Raw genomic sequence first — 20,106 nt, 5'->3', positions numbered from 1 at the left:
AGAAAGACTAGTGATGGCTAAAGCGAATAAAAGAAATAAATCTGTTTCAAAGAAAGATCAAAAAAAGCAGGGTGCGGAAAATGGCCTTTTTGAAGAAACGGCACTATCTAATACTACTGATGATGTTAATCCTACGATAGTATACGAGCAAAAGGGAGCCAATGAAGATGAGGTGAAGAACGTGCCAATTTATCCAGAGGAATTGGAGAGGAATAGCGACCTTGCCCAGGAAAAGTTTTTAAAACAACAGGTAGACGCTGGAGAGGCAAACAAAGTAAAATCAGACAGTAATTTAGCTGCGGATGACAGTTCTGCGAAGGAGGACAGGATATCTTCTCAAGAAAAGGGATATGAAAGCGGGCAAGTTGTTACATGGGCTTACCCGACGGTAGGTCAGATTAGTAGCGAGGATGAGTTAACGGAGCAACTAAGTTCTCAGGTGAATACTGTTAAAGAGAAGTCACGATTATCAAAAGAGGTTTCGGAAGAGCCAGCTAATGATGAAAAGCAGCAAACAATTGTCAAGTTTGATATCCGGAAACCTGTTTATCTGGAAATCCATAATGGTAATATCTTTCATTATTTTTCTTCGGGCATAGTTTCTCCATCGAAATATATCGCAAATAGAGCTTTTCCTGATCTGCAGACAATAAATAAGGATTTCCTGGTCCTGGTTAATAGTCCATCACATTCTTCATATGCTGATCACATCCTTTTGGAGATAGATCTTGAAGGTTTTAATATAGATACTCTTTTGATTCACGAGAATTTTGCTCTGTTGGAGGCACCCTTTCCTGTCAGCAAAATAAAATCGATTCTTGTACAGGATCAGATCGTAAAGGATTCTATAGTAAATGATGCGCTGGTATTTAACGGGGGCTTTATTCCCGAAGATCTGGTCCTGGTGCAAAAACTGGAAAAGCAACAGCGTTTTGATATTAAGACTATCAAGCGGGAACAAGTTACGGACTACAGTGCTAAAATAGATAAATTTGACAGAATACTTGGCCTACTTGCTTTTGTACGCAATTATGATTTACTGATTTCGGCAAAGAGCAAAATATACAAGACTTTACCAAATCATTTCTTCTATGCAATGCAGGTTTTAGATGAGAGTTTCGGTACTGAAATAATTCCTAAGAATATAATATCAGAGTTTTACGGTTATTTATTCAACGATTCATGCCCACCTGAAAAAGAACTTTTGAGATGGATTTTTTCTAGGGTAAATAACAACGATAATTTTACTGATGAGGATACATTAAATTTTGGGAAATTACTGAATACAGTGAATGAAGATTCAGAGAGTTTAAGGAAGAATATTCTTACTCTTTTATCAAAAAATCTGGAGCGAAAGAAAGCTCTGAAGGTGATAGATGAGTCAAAGTCTAAATCCCAGTTGCAGCTGTATGTATTTGCCTTTTTAAGAAACTACGGAAATCTGAACAATATTGATATTGCAAGAAAAGATATTGAAGCTGTTTATTCAAATAGTTTTGGTGAATATGCCTTTGCAGTATTAGGTTACTTCTATGGATATAAAAATTTAAAAAATACGGATGAGCGAATCAGCCCGCCAGAAGCAATCTCTGATTTTATCAAGGTCAAGCCTCCGATCAAATTTCCATTGACAACAAGGTTTGATTATGTTATTATTGAACTTGTTTATCAATTCGTATTTAACGGTGGAGAAAATAAGGTGAAGATTCCAGTTCGGGTTCCAAAGAATCTGGTAGATGAAAAACCGATGATTAAGCGACCTGTGGACAATTACCGCATGGCTGAAACTGTGTTGTATGGTAAGCTATATCAAAATATTTCATTCCATGATCCTTTTGATACTGTTTTAGAGGAGGTGTCCAAGTTGTCAGAGGAGATTCCGTTAATTTCTGATCTTGGTGTATTCTGTCATCATGCAAGAATTAGCATCAAGCCAATGATAATTTCAGATTTTAGCCATGCAGGATCAATTTTTGAAAGGGCATGCTTTTCAAAAGCAGATCTTTATCGGTATCTTCTCGATCACAGAAACAATATCGATATCCAGGAGATCCAGCAGAGACTGCAACTTTTTAAAAAATTGAACACTAAATGATACATTTAAATGATTTTAGCGGTAAGATTATTCAGTCCACCCCGGCAGAAATAACTGAGTTTATTTCTGGCAACAGAAATCTCCTTAAGTTGATGTTTATTAATCTAGATATTACTAAGGATAATACTGATAGGTGTTCATCAATTCTGGTACACCTTGGAGTTTTGCAGTTGCCACAAGACGAGGAGGAATCAAACGAAATTCAGTTTTTGTATAAGGAATTGGGACTGTATTTTAAAAAAGCAAACAATAAGGGGCTTGTATCCAACTGCTCGAATCATTTAACAGAGAATATTTTTAAAAACAGGTTAAAATCGTGGTTGCACCACAAGCTATATCTTAGTGCTGATTCCCATTGTAAGCTTTTCGAAAATTACGTTGTAAAGCTATCAGCTGCAATTACGGATGGTGACGAAGATTACGAAAATGATGTATTACGTGATCTTCATTCATATTACTTAGAGACGGTTGCTCTGCTGGAAAGGTTGAATCATCATGAATTGAAGGAACAATTCCAGCAGTTATTTGAGAATGATGAATTAATTGAAAAGTATCAGTTATTAAATATCTATCAACAGAATAAACACCAGTTTACTGCCGAGGTAGTAATCGGAGAAGGAATAGAAAAAATTTACGAACCTTCTGTGTTCGCAGAAGAGCTTTTTGAAGATAAGTTTTTGCGCTATATCAGGACGCACGAAGACACAGTTTGGTATCAGGTCTTATTAGGTTATGACACATATACGATCCGAAAAAAGATCATTAATTTTGGACAGGCACATTTTGATAATACTTATGGAAGTCTGACAGCAAATGATATCGTCAAACTTTACTCATATTTTAATATGAGAAAACATTATTATTCGACTTTGCACTTACTTGAACGATTTAACCGTATTCACAATTTTCACCAGACGAACGGCCGTATAAAATTTATTGATGTCGGCTGTGGACCTGCTACGTCTGCAATTGCACTTATTGATCATCTGCATGCAATAAATGGCGATTCAGTTTCGTTTGATTACTTTGGTGTAGATTATTATAAATCCATGCGGGAAGAGGCTGCAAATATGATGACTAATGAGGTTTATTTGAATGATGGTTCGGTTATGTATATAAAGCGGCTCGGGAATATAGATTACGAGTTACTTAGCAATGCTAATAGTATCTATATCAATACCTGTTATCTTTTTGCAAGTGACAGTCTGGATGAGGAGGAACTGGCCCATGATGTAATGAATATTAGAAGGGCAAAAGAAGACATCCCATTTTATATTCTGTTTCAGAATACGACTGAGCATTCTAAAAATGTGAAGTATAATGCATTTAAAGGCTTTCTCGGCGATTTTAAGGTTCTCTTTGGAGAGAGTTCACTTGTTCGGTACAATAATAGGCGAAACAGCTACCACCCGCCTACAGAAGAAACGGTAGCATTTGAAATTTTAGAATTATTATAAGGATGTACGATCTATTTAACCCAGTACCTGAAAACTGGGATGATATTCCTTCTATAAATGAAGGCGTTAACCTTAGTGCTATAAATGGACTGAAGTATATTCCGAATTTTATAACATGTGCAGAGGAGAAAAACCTGATAAATGCAGTCAATAGCGCACCTTGGTTGAACGATTTGAAAAGACGAGTTCAGCACTATGGCTATAAATATGATTATAGAGCTCGTGCGCTGAATTATTCCATGTATCTTGGGGATCTACCTGAGTGGGCTGCACCATTCATAAAAAGGATAAGTAGAGAGAATTTAATAAAGAAAGATCCAGATCAGCTTATTGTTAATGAATACTTACCTGGACAAGGGATTGCAAATCACGTGGACTGTCAACCCTGTTTTGACGAAACAATTTTTTCATTGAGTTTGGGTTCCACATGTCTTATGGATTTTGTCAACGTCCAAAGCAAGGATGTGATGGGATTGCTACTGGAACCAAGAAGTCTTTTGGTGATGTCTGGTGAAGCACGGTATGGTTGGAGTCACGGAATTGCAGGTAGAAAATCAGATGAATATAAGGGGCAAAATTTTCCAAGAAGCACCCGGATCTCACTTACTTTTAGAAAAGTAATTTTTTAAAAGTAATTTCCACGTAGAATGTAACTTTGCAAAGTTTAATAAGGTCCCTTAGACGATTTGTAATTTTCGACGTCTTGCTCTAATTGAAACAATACATTTTAGATCTCATATGTAAGTTCAGGGACATCCGCATATACAAATGCTTTTGTCGGCGTTCCAGTCGTTCTGAAATCTTTTTCAATTGTATATGCTTCCATTTCAGAAGTGTTGATCTGATAGGTTGCAAGTTCCATTATTCGTTCCTCACTAAGATCTTGCATCATCCATTCCCATGCAAGTTCATCTGGCAACATAGTAGGCATACGATTTTTAGAGTTATGAATTTGTCTCATTAGAGGATTTGCTTCTGTTGTTACTAGAGCCACGGTATCCACCGTTTCTCCTGTATCCTTATCAATCCAATTTTGCCAGATTGCAGCAATAAAAAAATAATCCTTGTTTTTGAGACCGATGTGATAAGGATATTTATCTGCTGTTTTGAGCGGTTGATTAGTTCTCTTGTTTAGACGGTAAAGATGTCTCCACTCATAAAATTCACTTGACAGTATTAAACATCTTCTTTCCAGCGCCGCTTTCCTAAACATTTTTTCACGACCTGTATTTTCATCCTTCATAAGCAGCTCTTCACCTTTTGCATTTAATGTTGTGTAAGCCTGGTGCCATTTTCCGTTCCCATCTTTGTAGCCAAAACGCATTTTCTTAACATCTTCTCTGTTTTTTGTATAAGAAGGGATAAATCCCCATTCCATTTGGACGATATCGAAATTGCATTTATCTTCCGTTGGGCGTAAAACAGCAATATTTCCGTAATTAAAGCCTTCGTGTATTTCTTGATCTAAAAAATCATAATTCATTACTGCCTTTTCCAGATCCATCAAGCGAATGAATTCGTCTCTTGAAACTCGTTGTCCGTTGTAATAACACATATGATTAAGTTTTTAAATGTTTACTAATTTCTTTACCGAATAGCTCCGCCTCTTTTTGTCTTCCTTGAGGAATACTTGTCCATACTTCACCTGCCCACGTTTTGGCTGAAGTTATAACCAAGGGAGCTCTATTATCGTCAAAAACGAGACGAAAAATTTGCTGATCCCTTAAAGTGTGTTCAATTACAACAACTTTTAAGCCATTGACCTCGATTTCAAACTTACTGTTCTCGAACACATTCCCCATTTTATATAACATTACTATTCGCCTATATAAATTTAGCAATTCTTGGCGATAATTAATACAAACCATGCTTTTGCATTATACAGAGATTATTAGGAAAGTTTAGGTTATTTAAGGTAAGTTTTACACTGATTTAGATGTTGGCCATGCAATGTTGGTAATTTTTCGATTCCGAAAATAATTATGCAGAATGGCTACAAAAAAAGGAAGAAATGGAAGCAGCTATAGTGGGAATGGTTCAAATTTGAAAGATATTGGACTTGACCACCTTATGAAATTAGATGAGTTGCCCATTGAACAGTCAATGATAATGCTAAAAGAGGCAGGTATTGATGTGGATGAAGAGGAAGCAATAAAAATCATGGAGTTTTTGCATCTATTGGCAAGGATCACCATCAAGGAAATATTCTCTCCCGATTAAAAGTTTTTTGTAATTTTGTGTAATTAGATTTTCTAGTAAATTTTTAAGGATCAGACGGTTGCTATTCTCTTGTTGGCACTTCTAATTTCATTACCAAATTAAATAACTGAATTATGATCGCAGATTTATATATCCGAGTATCGACAGACGAACAGGCAGATAAGGGGTACTCGCAGAGGGACCAGGAAGAGCGTTTGCGTCTTCATTGTGATAGGCTAGCTATTACGATCGACAGAGTAATTTTCGAAGACCATTCTGCGAAAAGTTTTGATCGGCCCCAGTGGAAAAATTATCTACAAAGCTTCAAAAGGAGCCGCGGATATCGCGAGGAGCGCTTAATTTTGTTTACTAAATGGGACAGATTCAGCAGGAATACCTCCGAAGCCTACCAAATGATTGGACACCTTAAAAAAAATAATATATTACCTCAGGCGATTGAACAGCCATTGGATCTAAGTATACCCGAAAATAAAGTGCTCTTGGCTATTTACTTGTCAACTCCTGAAGTTGAGAATGATAGGAGAGCTCTAAACGTGACCAATGGAATGCGACGTGCAATTAAGGAGGGGCGGTTGATGGGAATAGCCCCTTACGGTTATGTAAACAAGTGTACTGAGGATGGAAGAAAGTATGTTGCCGTTAAACAACCAGAAGCTTCGAATATAATTTGGGCTTTTGAACAAGTGGCAAAAGGCCATCTCCCAACCGCAAAGGTAAGAGTGGAAATGAATAAGAGAGAGGGTAAAAATATTTCTAGTAATGCTTTTATGGTTGCACTGAGGAATGTTACTTATTGTGGTAAAATATATGTGCGTGCTTATAAAAATGAAGAGGAGGATATTGTGCCGGGTAAACATGAGGCATTAATTTCGGAAGAGTTGTTTTTAAAAGTTCAGCATGTCCTGAAAAAGAAAGGTACAAAAGATCTCAGATTGCCGGGAGGAAGGATAATCAATGAAGAAAGATATCCTCTCCGTGGTCTTCTGCTTTGTCCTAATTGTGGGAAGAATCTGACGGCGAGTAGTTCAAAGGGGCACACAAAACACTATTACTATTATCATTGTACCACAGCCTGTGGATTTAGACACCATTCTGATAAAGTTAACGAACTTTTTAAAGAAGAGCTTTCCAAATATGATTTTCCGACAGGAGTCCTAGAAATCTTAAAGAAGATCATCGTAAAAAATACAAAGTCTACTTCTGAGAATTTTGATGGTGAACGTAGTACTCTTAAGAGCAGAATTAGTGAATTAAATGATAGAATTAGTAAGGCGCGGGATATGTACCTGTCGGACAAAATTGATGAAGAGGATTTTAGGGATATTAAAAATAGATATAAAGGCGAACTGGATGACCTTGAATATAAACTTAGCCTGTTGGTAAAGTCAGAACGAAAAGAAGGCGTAGAAGATAAAATTGGCAAAGCACTAAAAATAGTTGGAAATATTTCAGAGCGGTATATAAATGCTAGCCCTATAGACAAGCGCGCAATTGTAAGTTTGATATACCCTGAAAAGATAATTTTTGATGGAAGCGATTTTCAAACTAGCAAAATCAACTCTTTTGTTGATATTATCTTCCTGATTAGGAGGGAGTTATCTAAGCAAAAAAAAGGGGATTTAAATTCGAAAAATTTAAACCCCCGTCTTGTGACCTCGACAGGATTCAAACCTGTAACCTTCTGAGCCGTAATCAGATGCGCTATTCAGTTGCGCCACGAGGCCGTTGTTTCCTTGTTGTTTAAAGGTTTGCAAATATAGCACTTTTTTCTTTTCTTTGAAAGATGAAACCAAAATTTTTACTGTTAATCGCGTTTTTGAGCGTAATCTCCTGTAAAAGAGAGTCAAAAAATTCACCTGAAAACTCTATTTCTATATCAAATCTGGTACATTATAAAGATCAGAATAATGTTTTAGAGATAAAATCAGGAAATTTTAGTTATAATTTTAAGTCAAATCAAATTCCTTTTAAGAAAATTATTTTGTTAAACGCAAGTATGGCGGGGTATATTTCAGAATTGGGAGCCGAAAATTTAGTGGTGGGGGTTTCAAGTCCGGAATATATTTATTCGGATAAAATTCAGAGCTTGGTTAAGGCCGGGACTATACAGAATGTCGGGAATGAGCAGAAATACGATGTTGAGAAAATTATATCTTTAAAACCGGATGCTATTTTTACAAACTATATTGCCAGTTTTGATAATACCTATCAGTTGTTGAAAAACAATGGAATTCAGGTTGTGTTTTTAGATGAATACATGGAACAGAAACCCATGGAAAAGACAGCTTATATTAAGCTTTTCGGAAAGCTTTTCGGAAAAGATACGGAAGCATCCGCAAAATATGAAGAGATTGAAAAAAACTACAGTAATTTAAAAAAATTGGCTTTACAGGGAAAAGAAAAACCTGTGGTATTAGCCAATGAAATGTATGGGGATGTATGGTATCTTCCGGGTGGTAAAACGTCTGTTGCCAATTTCATCTCTGATGCTAATGCTCATTATATTCTAAAAGATAATACCGAAGAAAAGGCTGTAACAATGAGCTTTGAAGAGGTTTTTGCTAAATCTAAAGGTGTACAATATTGGGTCAATGCCGGAAACCATGTATCTAAAAAAGATATGTTGAACATCAATCCTTTTTATGCAAAGCTGGATGTTTTTAACACCGGAAAAATTTATGGAATCTCAGGAAAAGAAAGACAGAAAGCGAATGATTTTTTTGAAAGTGGCATTGTAAGAGCAGATCTTGTGCTTAAAGATTATATAAAAATCCTTCATCCTGAGCTTTTACCAGATTATCAGCTGACTTATATGAAGGAATTAAAATAAATCCGAGTATTTGCTTATTTTTGTAATTCCTTTTTAGAAAATAATATGTGGAAGAAAATTAAACAACTTATTTTTATCATTCTCATTCTGAATGTAGTATTCATCATTTGGGGAAGATTTTTTAATCCTCCCATTACCATTACTCAGATTGGAGGTCTTTTTGAGTACGGAAGGCTGCAGAGAGACTATATTTCCTATGACGAAATGGGTGATAAGGTAAAAAAAGCAGTGATTGCCTCTGAAGACCAGAAATTCTTTGTTCATGACGGTTTCGATTATACGGCGATTGAAAAAGCAATGAAGCATAATGAAAAGGGGAAAAAAATAAGAGGCGGAAGTACAATTTCTCAGCAAACAGCAAAAAATATTTTTCTTTGGCAGGGAAGAAGCTGGTTCAGAAAAGGATTGGAAGCTGTTTATACTTTCATTATTGAAAAGGTATGGAGTAAAGATATCATCCTTGAAAGATATCTGAATTCCATAGAAATGGGGCAGGGCGTTTTTGGAATTGAAGCAGCTTCGCAGTATTATTTTGGAAAATCATCTAAAGATCTTACGGCTTCCGAAGCAGCCTGGATCGCTGCCATTCTTCCAAACCCTAAAAAATATGATCCTAAAAATCCGTCACCTTATTTAACGAAAAAACATAACTGGATCATGAGACAAATGAGGAATGTAAGTTTGAAATAGTATCTTTGTACTAATGAAATTCTTAAATTCCGGCGCAAACTTTCAATCTGTTCTTAAAAAATATTTCTCTTTTAAGAATGAAACCCTCTCTCTGGAACCTCTTGCCGAGTTTCTGGAAAGCGTAAAAAGAGCTGATTTTACGGATGTGCTTAATTTTTTTAGGAGTAATCCTTCTTTTACAGAAAACTTTAAATATTACATTCACCATATTTTTGCGGGAAGACCGTTTAATTTGTCTTTAACAGAGGCTAATATTCTTTCTGAAAATGCTTTTTTTCCCGAGTTTAAAAAAAGAGTCCTCAATAAGATTCTGCCTCCTGTGGAAAATGAAAAAACGGTATGGTACTTAATTGATAATATCAGTCTCAGACCCAAAAAAGATCTTGAATATTTCCATAATCTTCCGGAAAATGAAATCGGTGAGTTTTTAAGAATGATTGATGCTGCTGATTTTATTAAAAAAGCAACGGTCAAAAAAGAGCTCATCTTTTCAATGAACATTCTTTCCTGGCGTGTGACAGGAATGGCCATGGAGGTTGACGTAGTAAGAATGGCTCCGGAATACAGAAATTTTGACAATCCCTTTTTAGCATTGCAAAACGAACTGGAAGGGCTCGCAGAAGAATTTGAAAATAATCCGGGACTTTTGCTGAATTCTAAAGACAGCCGATATAAACAGATCAAAATTTATGTTGAGCAATGTCAGGAGTTTGTAAGTATAGCCTTTAAAAATTCTTCCAAGTATGGCATTTCAGGGAAAATTAATCAGTCTCTCCTGAAAATCCGCCAACAGACTCAAAGGATTTATGAAATTGTACAATTGCTGGTTATTGACGGTGAAGAAGATATTTTGATTAAATCCAAACAGCTGGTTTTTAATATCTTGAGCTATAAGTCTCATAAAAACAATATTGCGGAATTAATTAATGACAGTACCAGATTAATTTCTCATCTGATCACCAATCATACCGCTGAAACCGGCGCGCATTATATCACATCTACCCGTAAAGAATATATGACGATGTTCTATAAAGCCAGTGGTGGTGGGATTATCGTAGGAGCTTTGTGTGCTTTGAAAATGCTGTATGGGTATGCTCCCGGCAGTGATTTTTTTCATGCTTTTTTATATTCCATGAATTATGCCATGGGATTTGTAATGATCTACCTGATGGGATTTACATTGGCAACGAAGCAACCGGCTATGACGGCGGCGACAATGACAAAGGTCTTGTCTGAAGAAAGCAACGGAAAAAGAAATAATATAGAATTTGCTCATTTGGTCTCAAAGCTGTTTAGAAGTCAGTTTATAGCTTTTGTCGGGAACGTATTGTTATCTTTTCCGATTGCCTTGGCGATTATTTACGGATTGGATGTTTTTTTCTCGCAAAATTTAGCCGTAGACAGGTCAGATAAGCTCTTAAAAGACTTAGATCCATTTAAGTCTAAAGCGATTCTTCATGCGAGTATTGCTGGTTTTTATCTTTTTATTTCAGGCATCATCTCAGGAAATATTGGAAATAATTCTGTATTTTATCAAATTCCGGAAAGGATTGCAAAAAACCTTTCAATCAGAAAATTTTTAGGTAAAAAATTCGCAAAAGGATTGTCTAAATATTATGCTAAAAACTGGCCGGGAATTGTTTCTAATTTTTGGTTTGGAGTTTTCCTTGGCGCAACGGCACCTGTGGGACTGTTCTTCGGTTTGGATCTGGATATTCGACATATCACCTTTGCAGCCGGAAATTTTGCACTGGGACTTTACGGAAAAGACTTTACGGTCGATTCCTATACTTTCTGGATTTCTTTTGTAACGGTTTTTCTGATTGGATTTTTCAACTTTTTAGTAAGCTTCAGTTTGTCTATGTTTTTGGCATTCAGATCCAGAAAGATGAATTTTGGGCAGGTAAGTGAAATTTATAAGGAAATTTTCAAATACTTTTTCAAACATCCGCTAAAGTTCTTTATTCCATTAAGTTCAGGATTAGATAAAAAAGCAGATGATTTGATGAACAGTAGAATTCCTACAAAACCCGAAGATCATTAAAGTTGAGTGATGAAGTAAAAATTGTATGATCTCTCTGATTTGTATTTCAAAAACTTCCTTATTCCAGCTTCAAACTTCCTGGTTTCATTAAACTTATACAATGTAAAGATCACTGAATTTTTCCTCTCCGAACTTATCCTGGAATTTTTTAAGATAAAAGCTCTTGCGCATTTTAAAATCATTTTTTAAAAGTGGAGAACTGATTTTAATGATGATGATTTTTTCTTTTAAATCCACACCTGTAATTTCATTGAAAAGACTTTCGTCAAGGTAGTCTTCCAGAAAGTCTTTAATCTCAAAAGCGATGAGTTTATCTTCAAAACCATGAATTCTTGCAAAAGATTTTACAAGTTCTGAGGATTGATATTCGCGTTTTTTTTGCCTTTTCATTCTAAATTTCAAAAATTATACTTTCTTCATTAATCTTTTTCACAACGCTTTCTGTACGCTCTTTATGGGTATCTGTAATGAAAATCTGACCGAAATTTTCCTGATTGACAAGCTCTATCAATTGTGAAACACGGTGATCATCCAGTTTATCGAAAATGTCATCCAATAAAAGAATCGGTGTTTTATGGGTTAATTCTTTTACAAGACTCATCTGAGCCAGTTTCAAAGAAATTAAAAATGATTTCTGTTGACCCTGAGAGCCTATTTTTTTAATCAGAACATGGTCCATTTCAAAAAGGAGATCATCTTTATGGATTCCTTTGGAAGTGTAGGTTAACATTCTGTCTCTTTCAAGACTTTCTTTTAAAAGATCTTTAAATTTTTTGTCAGGCTGATCAGAGTCGAAACCTTCTAATAAATGAGATTCATAAATCACCGAAACAGATTCTTTTCCACCCGAAATGATACTGTAAAAATTCTGTACAATAGGATTTAACTGTTCAACGAATTTTTTTCTTTTTTCAAAAATTTTAGTTCCGAATCTGGTTATTGGATCATCATAAATTTCTAATGAATCTTTGTCCCAGGTTCTGTTTTTAGCGAAATATTTCAATAAAGCATTTCTCTGCTGAACGATTTTCTGATACTGAATCAAATCAAAAAGATACTCAGAATTGGTCTGTGAAATCATCGAATCCAGAAACTTTCTCCTGCTTTCCCCAGAATCTGAAATCAGATTTGAATCATAGGGCGAAATCATTACACTGGGTAAATATCCGATGTGATCTGCCATTCTATTGTAGCTTTTATCATTTTTTTTAATGACTTTTTTGGCTTCTTTGGGCTGGAGAATTTTGATAATATCCTCCCCGTCTTCGTTTTCAACTTCAGCTTCGATGGCAAAAAAATCTTCTTCACTCCTGATATTATTAAGATCGGTGTTTCCTAAAAAGCTCTTTCCAACCGAAAGATAATGCAGGGCATCCAGAATATTGGTTTTTCCTGCACCATTGTTTCCTACAAAGCAGTTGATCTGTGGCGAAAAGTCGAATTTTTTCTCAGGATGATTCTTGAAATTGAGCAAAGAAAGTTTCTTAATAATCATTTGTCAAAAATACTCAATATTAACAAGAATAAAAAAGGAAGTGCAGAACAGGTTTCAACTCCGAAAGAAAAATATGAGTCATTTCTTTTATTTTCAGAGAAATAAATTAATAAAAATGTGATGATACTGGAAATAAAAAATGCTGTTGAATAGATGATCTTCAGATAAAATAGGGCTAAAATACAACTCACAAAAACCATGAAATAAGCCAGATACTTTGTATTCTGAACTCCGATAATAGTAGGAAAAGTTTTTACCGTATCTACTTTCATATCGCGGATATCGAAAGGTAAAACCAAAGCCGTTATGTAAAAAAAGCTGATTAAAAATATAGGGAAGCTGAACTCAGGAAGGGTAAGCCAGCAATTGACCAAGGCCCATACCAGCCCCACGTAAAATACCTTCAGCAAAGGTATTTTCCGAATGTAAACATCAAGGAAAAAACTGTTGTAAAGCAATCCTAAAACCACAATGATAAACCATTTTACCAACCTGATTTCGTTATGATTAATAATAATCAGAAAAGCACAGATTATACCTGCAATAGCGTTTAAAATTAAAATTTTAAAAAAATGCTTTGTCTTTTGATATTTAGTGTAAAGATAGCCACTGAAATAAGTGATGAAAATCAATAAAACAGAAGGCAAACGGAATGTGTTTTGCTCTTCCATGAAAAATACTGCAAAAAGAGTTCCCATTAAGGATACGTAAAGTTGACTGTCTATAACAGATTTTTTGAGTATTTTTAAGAAATTCATTTATCAAAAATAATATATATGAAAAGATTTTACAAGGTTTTTGTGCTTTTGCTTTTGCTGCTGAATTTTTCGGCTGTTTTTGCTCAGAAATACTATGACGAACAGTGGAAAAAAGTAGCCGTAAATTATCAGAAAGGTACTTATAAATCTAATCTTCCCATAATTTCAGACATACAAAAACAAGCGATGAAAGACAATAATATTTTACAGCTTATCCAGTCTTTAAAAGCAGAATTCAGTATTGTGAACATGACTGATGAGGATGACAGGAATGATTCTGTCAGCAGACTTTTCAAAAAATTACAGACGGTTGAAAAACAGCTGAAAGGTGAAGATAAATTAGTCTTTAATGTTTTGGTGAATGGTTTTTTATTAGATTATTATAACGAACATTCCTGGGAGATTGGAGGCCGTACAAATATCAACTCACAGGATGTTTTGGAAATAGAAACATGGAGCAAATTAGATTTTAAAAATTATCTGATTCAAAACTATCAGGACCTTGATCAGCAGAAAGCAGAGATGAAAAAGGTTTCTTTAAAAAAATACAAAGATGCTTTTTCAAATAATGAATATATTTCTTATTTCCCGACTTTAGAAGATTGGTATTCTGCAAAAAAGATAGCTTTCCTGGCAGACAGTGATCTTTTTACTAAAAATGAGCTTGAACAAAATCAGATTAAAATCAATGCTGTTTATGATGAATTAATTGCTCAGAATACAGGGAATTCTAAATTATATTTTTCAGATAAAAAATTGCAGGATAACTGTGAATTTAACCGGTGCAAGAATAAGCTGGAACAACTTCAGGAGCTTTTAAAGTCTGAAGCAGAAGGAGACTATAAAGTATGGATCATAGATGAAATTGTAGAAGAGCTGATCTCTAAAAATAAAGAAAAAGAAGCACTTGAATTGATCAGTAAGGCCAAGACTCAATATCCAAAATCTCCGTTCATTGACAATATTAAAAATAAGGAAAGTCAGATTCTTAATCCTTCTTTAAATATCAAATATGAGCAGCAGACACAGGGAAACCGCCCGATTCATTTTGTAGCCGAATATAAAAATGTGTCGTCTTTTTCTATCAATATTTATGAGGTAAAAGATGATTTAACATCATTTCTGCAGTACGTCCAAAATTCTTATGCCAATAGTTTTGATAAGATTAAGAAAAAACTGGTAAAAAAAGAAGTCTATAAATTGGATGATCCCAAAGATTACCGTACTCATAAGACTTCTTTGGAAATACAGGCTCTTCCTCCGGGAGTGTATCTTGCAGAATACTCTGTTACCGGAGTCAGTGAAAAAGACAGTGATGCAGAAAAGGATTTTTATTTTATGGTTTCCGGAAACAAAATTATTTACCAGACAAAAACAGATCGAAATCAATTATTAAATGAATTAAAACTGGTGAATAGCGAAAATGGAAAGCCCGTTATTAATGAAAATCTGACTTTTTATGAGTTCGTTGCCAATAAAACGTTAAGCAAAGTAGACGGAAAAACAAACGAGAAAGGAATATTCAAATTTCCGGCGACTGCAAATAAAGAATATTACAGAACGTTCCTGATCCGACAGCCAAAAACAAACGATTTCCAGATGATGCAGGTGTATGGAAACAATGTAAATACGGAATATAGCCGTCCTAAAAAAATACCATCTAAAGCTCAGATTTTTACAGACCGGGCAATTTACAGACCTGGGCAAACCGTTTATTTTAAAGTAATCAACACCCAAAGAGATAAGGAAACTGAATCTGTAGTTTCCGGATTGAAACAAAAAATCACATTGACAGATACCAATGGTCAGGAAGTGTCTTCTCAAAATTTCACAACGAATGAATTTGGCTCTTATCACGGTAGTTTTATCCTTCCAAAAGGCAAACTGAACGGGACAGTTACATTAAAAACAGGTGAAGATGAAGGATATAAAAATATCAGGATTGAAGAGTATAAAAGGCCGAAGTTTGAAGTGATATTTGATCCTGTAAAAGAAGAATACAAATACGGACAGACTATTGAACTTAAAGGAAAAGCGATGATGTTTTCCGGAGTTGCTTTAAGTAATACAACGGTAACCTATGAAATTAAGAAACATAATATCCGCTGGAGATATTTCGGATGGTATCCACAGAATGAAGATCATGAAAATTCTATTTTAGGAGAAGCAAAAACCAACGAAAAAGGAGAATTTGTCATTCATCTGGATCTTAAAAAAGATGAAAAATTGGATGGGATTCAGGTTGATAATTATGAAATTAATGCTTCTGTAACAGATATTAATGGTGAGACGCAAACGGCTGATACAGAGCTGAAAGTTGCCTCAGTTTCTCATTATATACAGGCTGATGATATTAAAAATACATTCTCTGACGAAAGTGTAAAAGTAAATGTTGAAACAAAAAATTACAACGAGCAGATTCTTAAAAAATCATATCATGTAAAACTTTCAAAATTGGAAACTCCTGACAGAATTTTCAGAAGTAATTTTAAATCCGAAGTTCAGGACCTTCCGAAATTCTCTAAAGAAGAATTTATCAGTAAGTTTCCACATGATTTCTATGATAAAAATGATGATATTAAAAATTGGAAATCGAAAATTATTTTTGACAAAATTCAACAGTCAACAAAACTAGATCTTGGAAAACTGGAAGCGGGGGATTACCAGCTTGAGCTCTATAATATTGAAGGCAAAGACACCATCAGAACATCTCAAAATTTCAGCGTCTGGAACAAAAATGTTTTACAAAGTAATCAAAAAACTTTCCTTACGGTTTTAGAACCCGATAAAGAGTTTTCGAGAGGTGAGAAGGCTACATTGTACGCTTATTCTTCAGTTCCTGATGCTTCACTGAATGTTTTCGTTCAGGATGGTTCAGGTAAAACGGTTTCTGAAATTCATCAGTTTAAAAACGGAATTTTAGAATATACTACAGATATTCCGAAAGATAAAAATGTACAGGCGTTAAATATACAGTTTCAGTTGGTTGGCTTTAATGATGTTCAGACTCAATCTGTAAATCTTGAGATAAAAGATACTGAAGAGCCTTTAAGAATTGAGACTGTAACCTTCCGTGATAAACTGGAACCGAACTCAAAAGAAAAATGGGCGGTAAAAGTATTGGGAAGCAATAAAGAAAAGATAAGTGCAGAGGTTTTAGCCAATATGTACGATATGTCTCTGGATAAATTTGCGGTCAACAAGTTTAACTGGCAGAGCCTGTCTACTCCTGTATCTATAGTTACCTCTTATGATATCAGACAGTATCTTCTTCAAAAATATTATCAGAAAAGAATGCCGTATTGGGAAGGGTATTATGTATCAGTTCCCAATTTCGACTGGTTTGATGGGGGTATTTATCTGATGTCTAAATCACTTTTGACAACAACAGGTCTGGTCAATCAGGAAGGAGTAAAAGCTCCTGCTTACGCTCCGCCACCATCACCCGTTGCAGGAGCAAAAGGAAGAATGATGAGAGCTAAGGCTGAGGTTGCCATAGCAGACGATAAAATTGAAGTGATACAGAATGTTGTGCCGGAACCTGTTAAAGCTCCTAAAATAGAGACACCACCACCGTCTGAAAAAGACTTAAGTAAAATTAAAGTTCGTGAAAACCTCAACGAAACAGCTTTTTTCTATCCGGATTTAAAGACCGATTCGGAAGGAAATGTAAGCTTCGAATTCACCTCACCGGAAGCATTAACCAAATGGAAATTGATGTTCCTGGCTCATACAAAAGATGCCAGAGCTGCAACATTGGAAAAAGAAGTGGTTACGCAAAAAGAATTTTCGGTAACGCCTAATTATCCGAGATTTTTGAGAGAAGGTGATGAGCTGAATCTTCAGTCAAAATTGTCAAACCTGACAAACAAAAAGCTCAATGGCTCAGCAGGTCTGCAGATTTTGGATGCTTTTACCAATGAAGATATTTCTGAGAAATTTGGTTTGAATTCACTGACAGCAGTTTCCGGTTATAATAAGGAACAGGCTTTTTCATTAGACGAAAATGGAAATTCAGTGCTGACCTGGAAAATAAAAGTTCCGAATAATGTTTCTTCTATTATATTAAAAGTCGTTGCAAAAGCAGGGCAGTATTCAGATGGTGAGCAGCAGGCCGTTGCGGTATTGCCCAATAGAATGCTGGTAACTGATGCGCTTCCGGTTTTTGTGAAAGAAGGTGAAACGAAGACTTTCGAGCTTGAAAATCTTAAAAATGCAACGTCAACGAGCATTTCGAATGTATCGAACACTCTGGAACTGACAACCAATCCGATTTGGGAGATCATGTTTGCTCTTCCAAGTCTTAAAAATGATCAGAATAATTCTGCTGATGTGATCTTTAATAAATGGTTTGCCGATGTATTAGCTTCTGAAATTTTCAAGGCTAATCCAAAGATGAAAACCGTTTTTGAAGAATATCAGAATAAAGGATTATTGAATTCAAATCTTGAGAAAAATCAGGAACTGAAACAATTGTTACTGGACGAAACACCATGGGTTTTAGAGAGTAAAAACGAACAGGAACAGATGCAGAAACTGGCTTTGTTGTTTGATGTAAATTCAATGAAAAATTCCATCAGTCAGGATTGGGATGATTTCAGAAAACTGCAAAACCCTGATGGTGGTTTCTCGTGGTATCAAGGTTATCCGAGCTCATATGGAACATCGTTGTACATTCTGAAAAATTTAGGAAAAATCAATTCATGGCTGAAAGGCAATGTGAAAGATTATCAGGATTCAGAAGAGGATGAATGGGTTGAAAATCTGGTAAAATATGTTGACAACGAAATCAATAAATACTGGGATGCTAAAAAAGAAAACGTCTGGAACAACTGGACTTTGGATTATCTTGATACCCGAAATTACTGGGAAAAACAATATCCGCTAAAAGGAAAAGGAGCAACCTTAAAAGCACTAGTAAAACAAAAAGCAAAAACAGCAAAAATTACAGATTTTACATTCTTCGGATTGCACAGAATAGCTTTGCTAATGAATAATTATGGCTTAAAAGAGGTTTCCGATAAACTGATGAATTATTTAAAAGAAACTTCTGTAGACTCCAAAACTCAGGGCGTATATTGGAAACAAAATCTTGATGACTGGGGCTGGTTTGGTTCAAAAGTTGTGAATCAGGCCGGAGCACTGGAAGTATTTAACAAACTAAAGCCAAACGATCAGAAATTCATCGAAGATATGAAAATCTGGCTGATCACACAGAAAGAAGTGAATTCCTGGGGAAGTTCAAGAGGAACATCGGAAGTGATCTTTACGATATTGAATTCAGGAAAATCATGGACTGGTGCAGAAAGCGATAAAGCGACCGTTATTTGGGGCGGCAAAGAACTGAAACCGGAAACTCAGGCAACAGGTTATGTGAAATCTTCTGTAAAATCGGATGTTTTAGATAAAAATCTGGCAACAGTGACCGTTACAAAACCGGGTCCCGGAATTGTTCAGGGAGGATTATTCTGGCAATATTATGAGGATCTGGATAAAATAAAATCATCTGAAAATTACATTTCAATAACCAAAGAACTGTACCGAAAAATCAAAACCGTAAATGGCGAAGAATTACAGAAAATTTCTACTGAAACGCCGTTGAAAGTAGGTGATAAAGTAACCGTAAGAATGATTTTGAATACAGACCGTGCGATGGAATTCATTCATATCAAAGACATGAGGGCAGCCGGATTTGAACCGGTAGATGTGCTTTCTGGCTATCAGTGGAAAAATAATTTAGGCTATTATCAATCTACTAAAGATGCCTCCACAAATTTTTATATTCAATATATGCCGAAAGGGAAATATGTTTTTGAATATGATTATATAGCCAATGCTACCGGGAAGTTCTCAAACGGGATCACTACTATGCAGAATTATTATGCGCCGCAGATGAATACCCACACAAAAGGAACAAATGTTCAGATTTTGGAATGATTTTTGGCATTATAGAATTAATAAAAAATAAATACAAAATTATGAAATTTTCAAAAGCTTTAATGGCAGGATTGGTGATGATGGTAGGAGTAAATGCTTTCGCACAAAAAAATGCAGAAAAATTTGAGAAATTGCAGATTGAGATGTTCCCGAAAGCCAAAGAAGGATATAAGCAGGTATACATTCAGTTGCCGATTGCAAAAAACGAAAACGATTTAAAAGTCGAATTCTTTGTAGGGGCAGAGAAATCATTGGATTGTAACAAGCACTTTTTAATGGGAAATATTAAAACCCAGGATTTACAAGGTTGGGGATATAATTATTATGATGTCGAATCTAAAGGTGAAGTTGGAGGAACACTGATGGCTTGCCCGGATAAAAAATTGACAAAACAATTTGTCACACTAAAACCGGAAATCGTAAGATATAACAGCAAATTACCTCTTGTATTCTACATTCCAAAAGACATGGAAGTACGTTACAGAGTTTGGCGTCCGGACACGGCAATGAAAAAAGCTGTACAGAAATAAATTAAAACTATATAGATAATGAAGCTCCTCACATTTTGTGGGGAGTTTCT

Annotated in this window: 15 protein-coding genes and 1 tRNA gene; 10 read left to right on the top strand and 6 right to left on the bottom strand. The window is 35.3% G+C overall.

Translation table 11 applies throughout. The features are described 5' to 3' along the window. Positions 1 to 13 precede the first annotated feature (13 nt). The 3 genes from M2373_RS12530 to M2373_RS12520 all read left to right on the top strand — a co-directional run bounded on the left by M2373_RS12530 (position 14) and on the right by M2373_RS12520 (position 4,181). A complete protein-coding gene (locus M2373_RS12530; RefSeq protein WP_259111196.1) occupies positions 14 to 2,095 on the top strand; it encodes a hypothetical protein in 2,082 nt (693 codons plus the stop codon). 164 nt (positions 2,096 to 2,259) lie between these two features. After that, positions 2,260 to 3,552, top strand: a complete 1,293-nt coding sequence (locus M2373_RS12525; protein ID WP_259111193.1) for a hypothetical protein — start codon at positions 2,260 to 2,262, stop codon at positions 3,550 to 3,552. Positions 3,553 to 3,554: 2 nt separating this feature from the next. Beyond that, positions 3,555 to 4,181, top strand: coding sequence for an alpha-ketoglutarate-dependent dioxygenase AlkB (locus tag M2373_RS12520; RefSeq protein ID WP_259111191.1), 627 nt, complete (start codon positions 3,555 to 3,557; stop codon positions 4,179 to 4,181). A 98-nt stretch (positions 4,182 to 4,279) separates the two neighbouring features. Here M2373_RS12520 and M2373_RS12515 read toward each other — a convergent pair whose 3' ends face one another. Together M2373_RS12515 and M2373_RS12510 are read right to left on the bottom strand one after the other, a co-directional pair. Continuing rightward, positions 4,280 to 5,056, bottom strand: coding sequence for an SOS response-associated peptidase (locus M2373_RS12515; RefSeq protein ID WP_259111189.1), 777 nt, complete (start codon positions 5,054 to 5,056; stop codon positions 4,280 to 4,282). A 55-nt stretch (positions 5,057 to 5,111) separates the two neighbouring features. Next, positions 5,112 to 5,345 carry a hypothetical protein gene (locus M2373_RS12510; protein WP_259111187.1) on the bottom strand — a complete coding sequence of 78 codons (234 nt, stop codon included), beginning with the start codon at positions 5,343 to 5,345 and terminating at the stop codon, positions 5,112 to 5,114. Between the two features lie 196 nt (positions 5,346 to 5,541). Between M2373_RS12510 and M2373_RS12505 the strand changes: the two genes are divergently transcribed. Next, positions 5,542 to 5,772, top strand: a complete 231-nt coding sequence (locus tag M2373_RS12505) for a hypothetical protein (RefSeq protein WP_259111183.1) — start codon at positions 5,542 to 5,544, stop codon at positions 5,770 to 5,772. A 113-nt stretch (positions 5,773 to 5,885) separates the two neighbouring features. Next, the gene (locus M2373_RS12500; RefSeq protein ID WP_259111181.1) at positions 5,886 to 7,457 is read left to right on the top strand and encodes a recombinase family protein; all 1,572 of its coding nucleotides are present in this window, start codon (positions 5,886 to 5,888) and stop codon (positions 7,455 to 7,457) included. On the opposite strand, the gene M2373_RS12495 is transcribed toward M2373_RS12500, so the two are convergent. Further along, positions 7,423 to 7,496 (bottom strand) — tRNA-Arg (locus tag M2373_RS12495). The two genes, M2373_RS12500 and M2373_RS12495, sit on opposite strands and share 35 nt — an antisense overlap. A 59-nt stretch (positions 7,497 to 7,555) precedes the next feature. Between M2373_RS12495 and M2373_RS12490 the strand changes: the two genes are divergently transcribed. Genes M2373_RS12490 through M2373_RS12480 form a run of 3 tightly spaced genes read left to right on the top strand, consistent with a single transcriptional unit; the run spans position 7,556 to position 11,336 of the window. Further along, positions 7,556 to 8,602 (top strand): ABC transporter substrate-binding protein, encoded by a 1,047-nt coding sequence (locus M2373_RS12490; RefSeq protein WP_259111179.1) that lies wholly within the window; start codon positions 7,556 to 7,558, stop codon positions 8,600 to 8,602. 45 nt (positions 8,603 to 8,647) lie between these two features. Next, positions 8,648 to 9,292, top strand: coding sequence for a monofunctional biosynthetic peptidoglycan transglycosylase (gene mtgA, locus M2373_RS12485; RefSeq protein ID WP_259111177.1), 645 nt, complete (start codon positions 8,648 to 8,650; stop codon positions 9,290 to 9,292). Positions 9,293 to 9,305: 13 nt separating this feature from the next. Then, positions 9,306 to 11,336 carry a site-specific recombinase gene (locus M2373_RS12480; protein ID WP_259111174.1) on the top strand — a complete coding sequence of 677 codons (2,031 nt, stop codon included), beginning with the start codon at positions 9,306 to 9,308 and terminating at the stop codon, positions 11,334 to 11,336. Between the two features lie 93 nt (positions 11,337 to 11,429). Here the strand turns inward: M2373_RS12480 and M2373_RS12475 are convergent, their stop codons facing one another. From M2373_RS12475 to M2373_RS12465, 3 genes are read right to left on the bottom strand one after another with little or no spacing between them, the layout of a single operon-like run. Next, the gene (locus tag M2373_RS12475) at positions 11,430 to 11,726 is read right to left on the bottom strand and encodes a hypothetical protein (RefSeq protein ID WP_259111171.1); all 297 of its coding nucleotides are present in this window, start codon (positions 11,724 to 11,726) and stop codon (positions 11,430 to 11,432) included. A gap of 1 nt (position 11,727) precedes the next feature. Further along, on the bottom strand, positions 11,728 to 12,831 hold the full coding sequence (gene recF / locus M2373_RS12470) for a DNA replication/repair protein RecF (RefSeq protein WP_259111169.1): 1,104 nt from the start codon (positions 12,829 to 12,831) through the stop codon (positions 11,728 to 11,730). Further along, positions 12,828 to 13,589, bottom strand: a complete 762-nt coding sequence (locus tag M2373_RS12465) for a hypothetical protein (protein WP_259111167.1) — start codon at positions 13,587 to 13,589, stop codon at positions 12,828 to 12,830. Before M2373_RS12465 ends, recF begins: the two co-directional genes overlap by 4 nt. An 18-nt stretch (positions 13,590 to 13,607) precedes the next feature. Here M2373_RS12465 and M2373_RS12460 point away from each other — a divergent pair, with 18 nt between their 5' ends. Together M2373_RS12460 and eco are read left to right on the top strand one after the other, a co-directional pair. Next, the gene (locus tag M2373_RS12460) at positions 13,608 to 19,526 is read left to right on the top strand and encodes an alpha-2-macroglobulin (RefSeq protein ID WP_259111164.1); all 5,919 of its coding nucleotides are present in this window, start codon (positions 13,608 to 13,610) and stop codon (positions 19,524 to 19,526) included. A 41-nt stretch (positions 19,527 to 19,567) separates the two neighbouring features. Further along, the gene (gene eco, locus M2373_RS12455; RefSeq protein ID WP_259111162.1) at positions 19,568 to 20,056 is read left to right on the top strand and encodes a serine protease inhibitor ecotin; all 489 of its coding nucleotides are present in this window, start codon (positions 19,568 to 19,570) and stop codon (positions 20,054 to 20,056) included. The last annotated feature ends 50 nt before the right edge of the window (positions 20,057 to 20,106 follow it).

The sequence above is a fragment of the Chryseobacterium sp. JUb7 genome (genome assembly GCF_024806495.1).
Taxonomy (GTDB): Bacteria; Bacteroidota; Bacteroidia; order Flavobacteriales; family Weeksellaceae; genus Chryseobacterium.
Note: the sequence above shows the minus strand (reverse complement) of the source record. Positions and strands in the feature narration are given on the sequence as shown.

Coding starts and splice junctions, on each gene's coding strand:
- M2373_RS12515 (WP_259111189.1), bottom strand. CDS start 5,056: ATGGATCTGGAAAAGGCAGTAATGAATTATGATTTTTTAGATCAAGAA.
- M2373_RS12465 (WP_259111167.1), bottom strand. CDS start 13,589: ATGAATTTCTTAAAAATACTCAAAAAATCTGTTATAGACAGTCAACTT.
- M2373_RS12530 (WP_259111196.1), top strand. CDS start 14: ATGGCTAAAGCGAATAAAAGAAATAAATCTGTTTCAAAGAAAGATCAA.
- M2373_RS12475 (WP_259111171.1), bottom strand. CDS start 11,726: ATGAAAAGGCAAAAAAAACGCGAATATCAATCCTCAGAACTTGTAAAA.
- M2373_RS12520 (WP_259111191.1), top strand. CDS start 3,555: ATGTACGATCTATTTAACCCAGTACCTGAAAACTGGGATGATATTCCT.
- M2373_RS12460 (WP_259111164.1), top strand. CDS start 13,608: ATGAAAAGATTTTACAAGGTTTTTGTGCTTTTGCTTTTGCTGCTGAAT.
- M2373_RS12505 (WP_259111183.1), top strand. CDS start 5,542: ATGGCTACAAAAAAAGGAAGAAATGGAAGCAGCTATAGTGGGAATGGT.
- M2373_RS12490 (WP_259111179.1), top strand. CDS start 7,556: ATGAAACCAAAATTTTTACTGTTAATCGCGTTTTTGAGCGTAATCTCC.
- M2373_RS12500 (WP_259111181.1), top strand. CDS start 5,886: ATGATCGCAGATTTATATATCCGAGTATCGACAGACGAACAGGCAGAT.
- M2373_RS12480 (WP_259111174.1), top strand. CDS start 9,306: ATGAAATTCTTAAATTCCGGCGCAAACTTTCAATCTGTTCTTAAAAAA.
- recF (WP_259111169.1), bottom strand. CDS start 12,831: ATGATTATTAAGAAACTTTCTTTGCTCAATTTCAAGAATCATCCTGAG.
- eco (WP_259111162.1), top strand. CDS start 19,568: ATGAAATTTTCAAAAGCTTTAATGGCAGGATTGGTGATGATGGTAGGA.
- mtgA (WP_259111177.1), top strand. CDS start 8,648: ATGTGGAAGAAAATTAAACAACTTATTTTTATCATTCTCATTCTGAAT.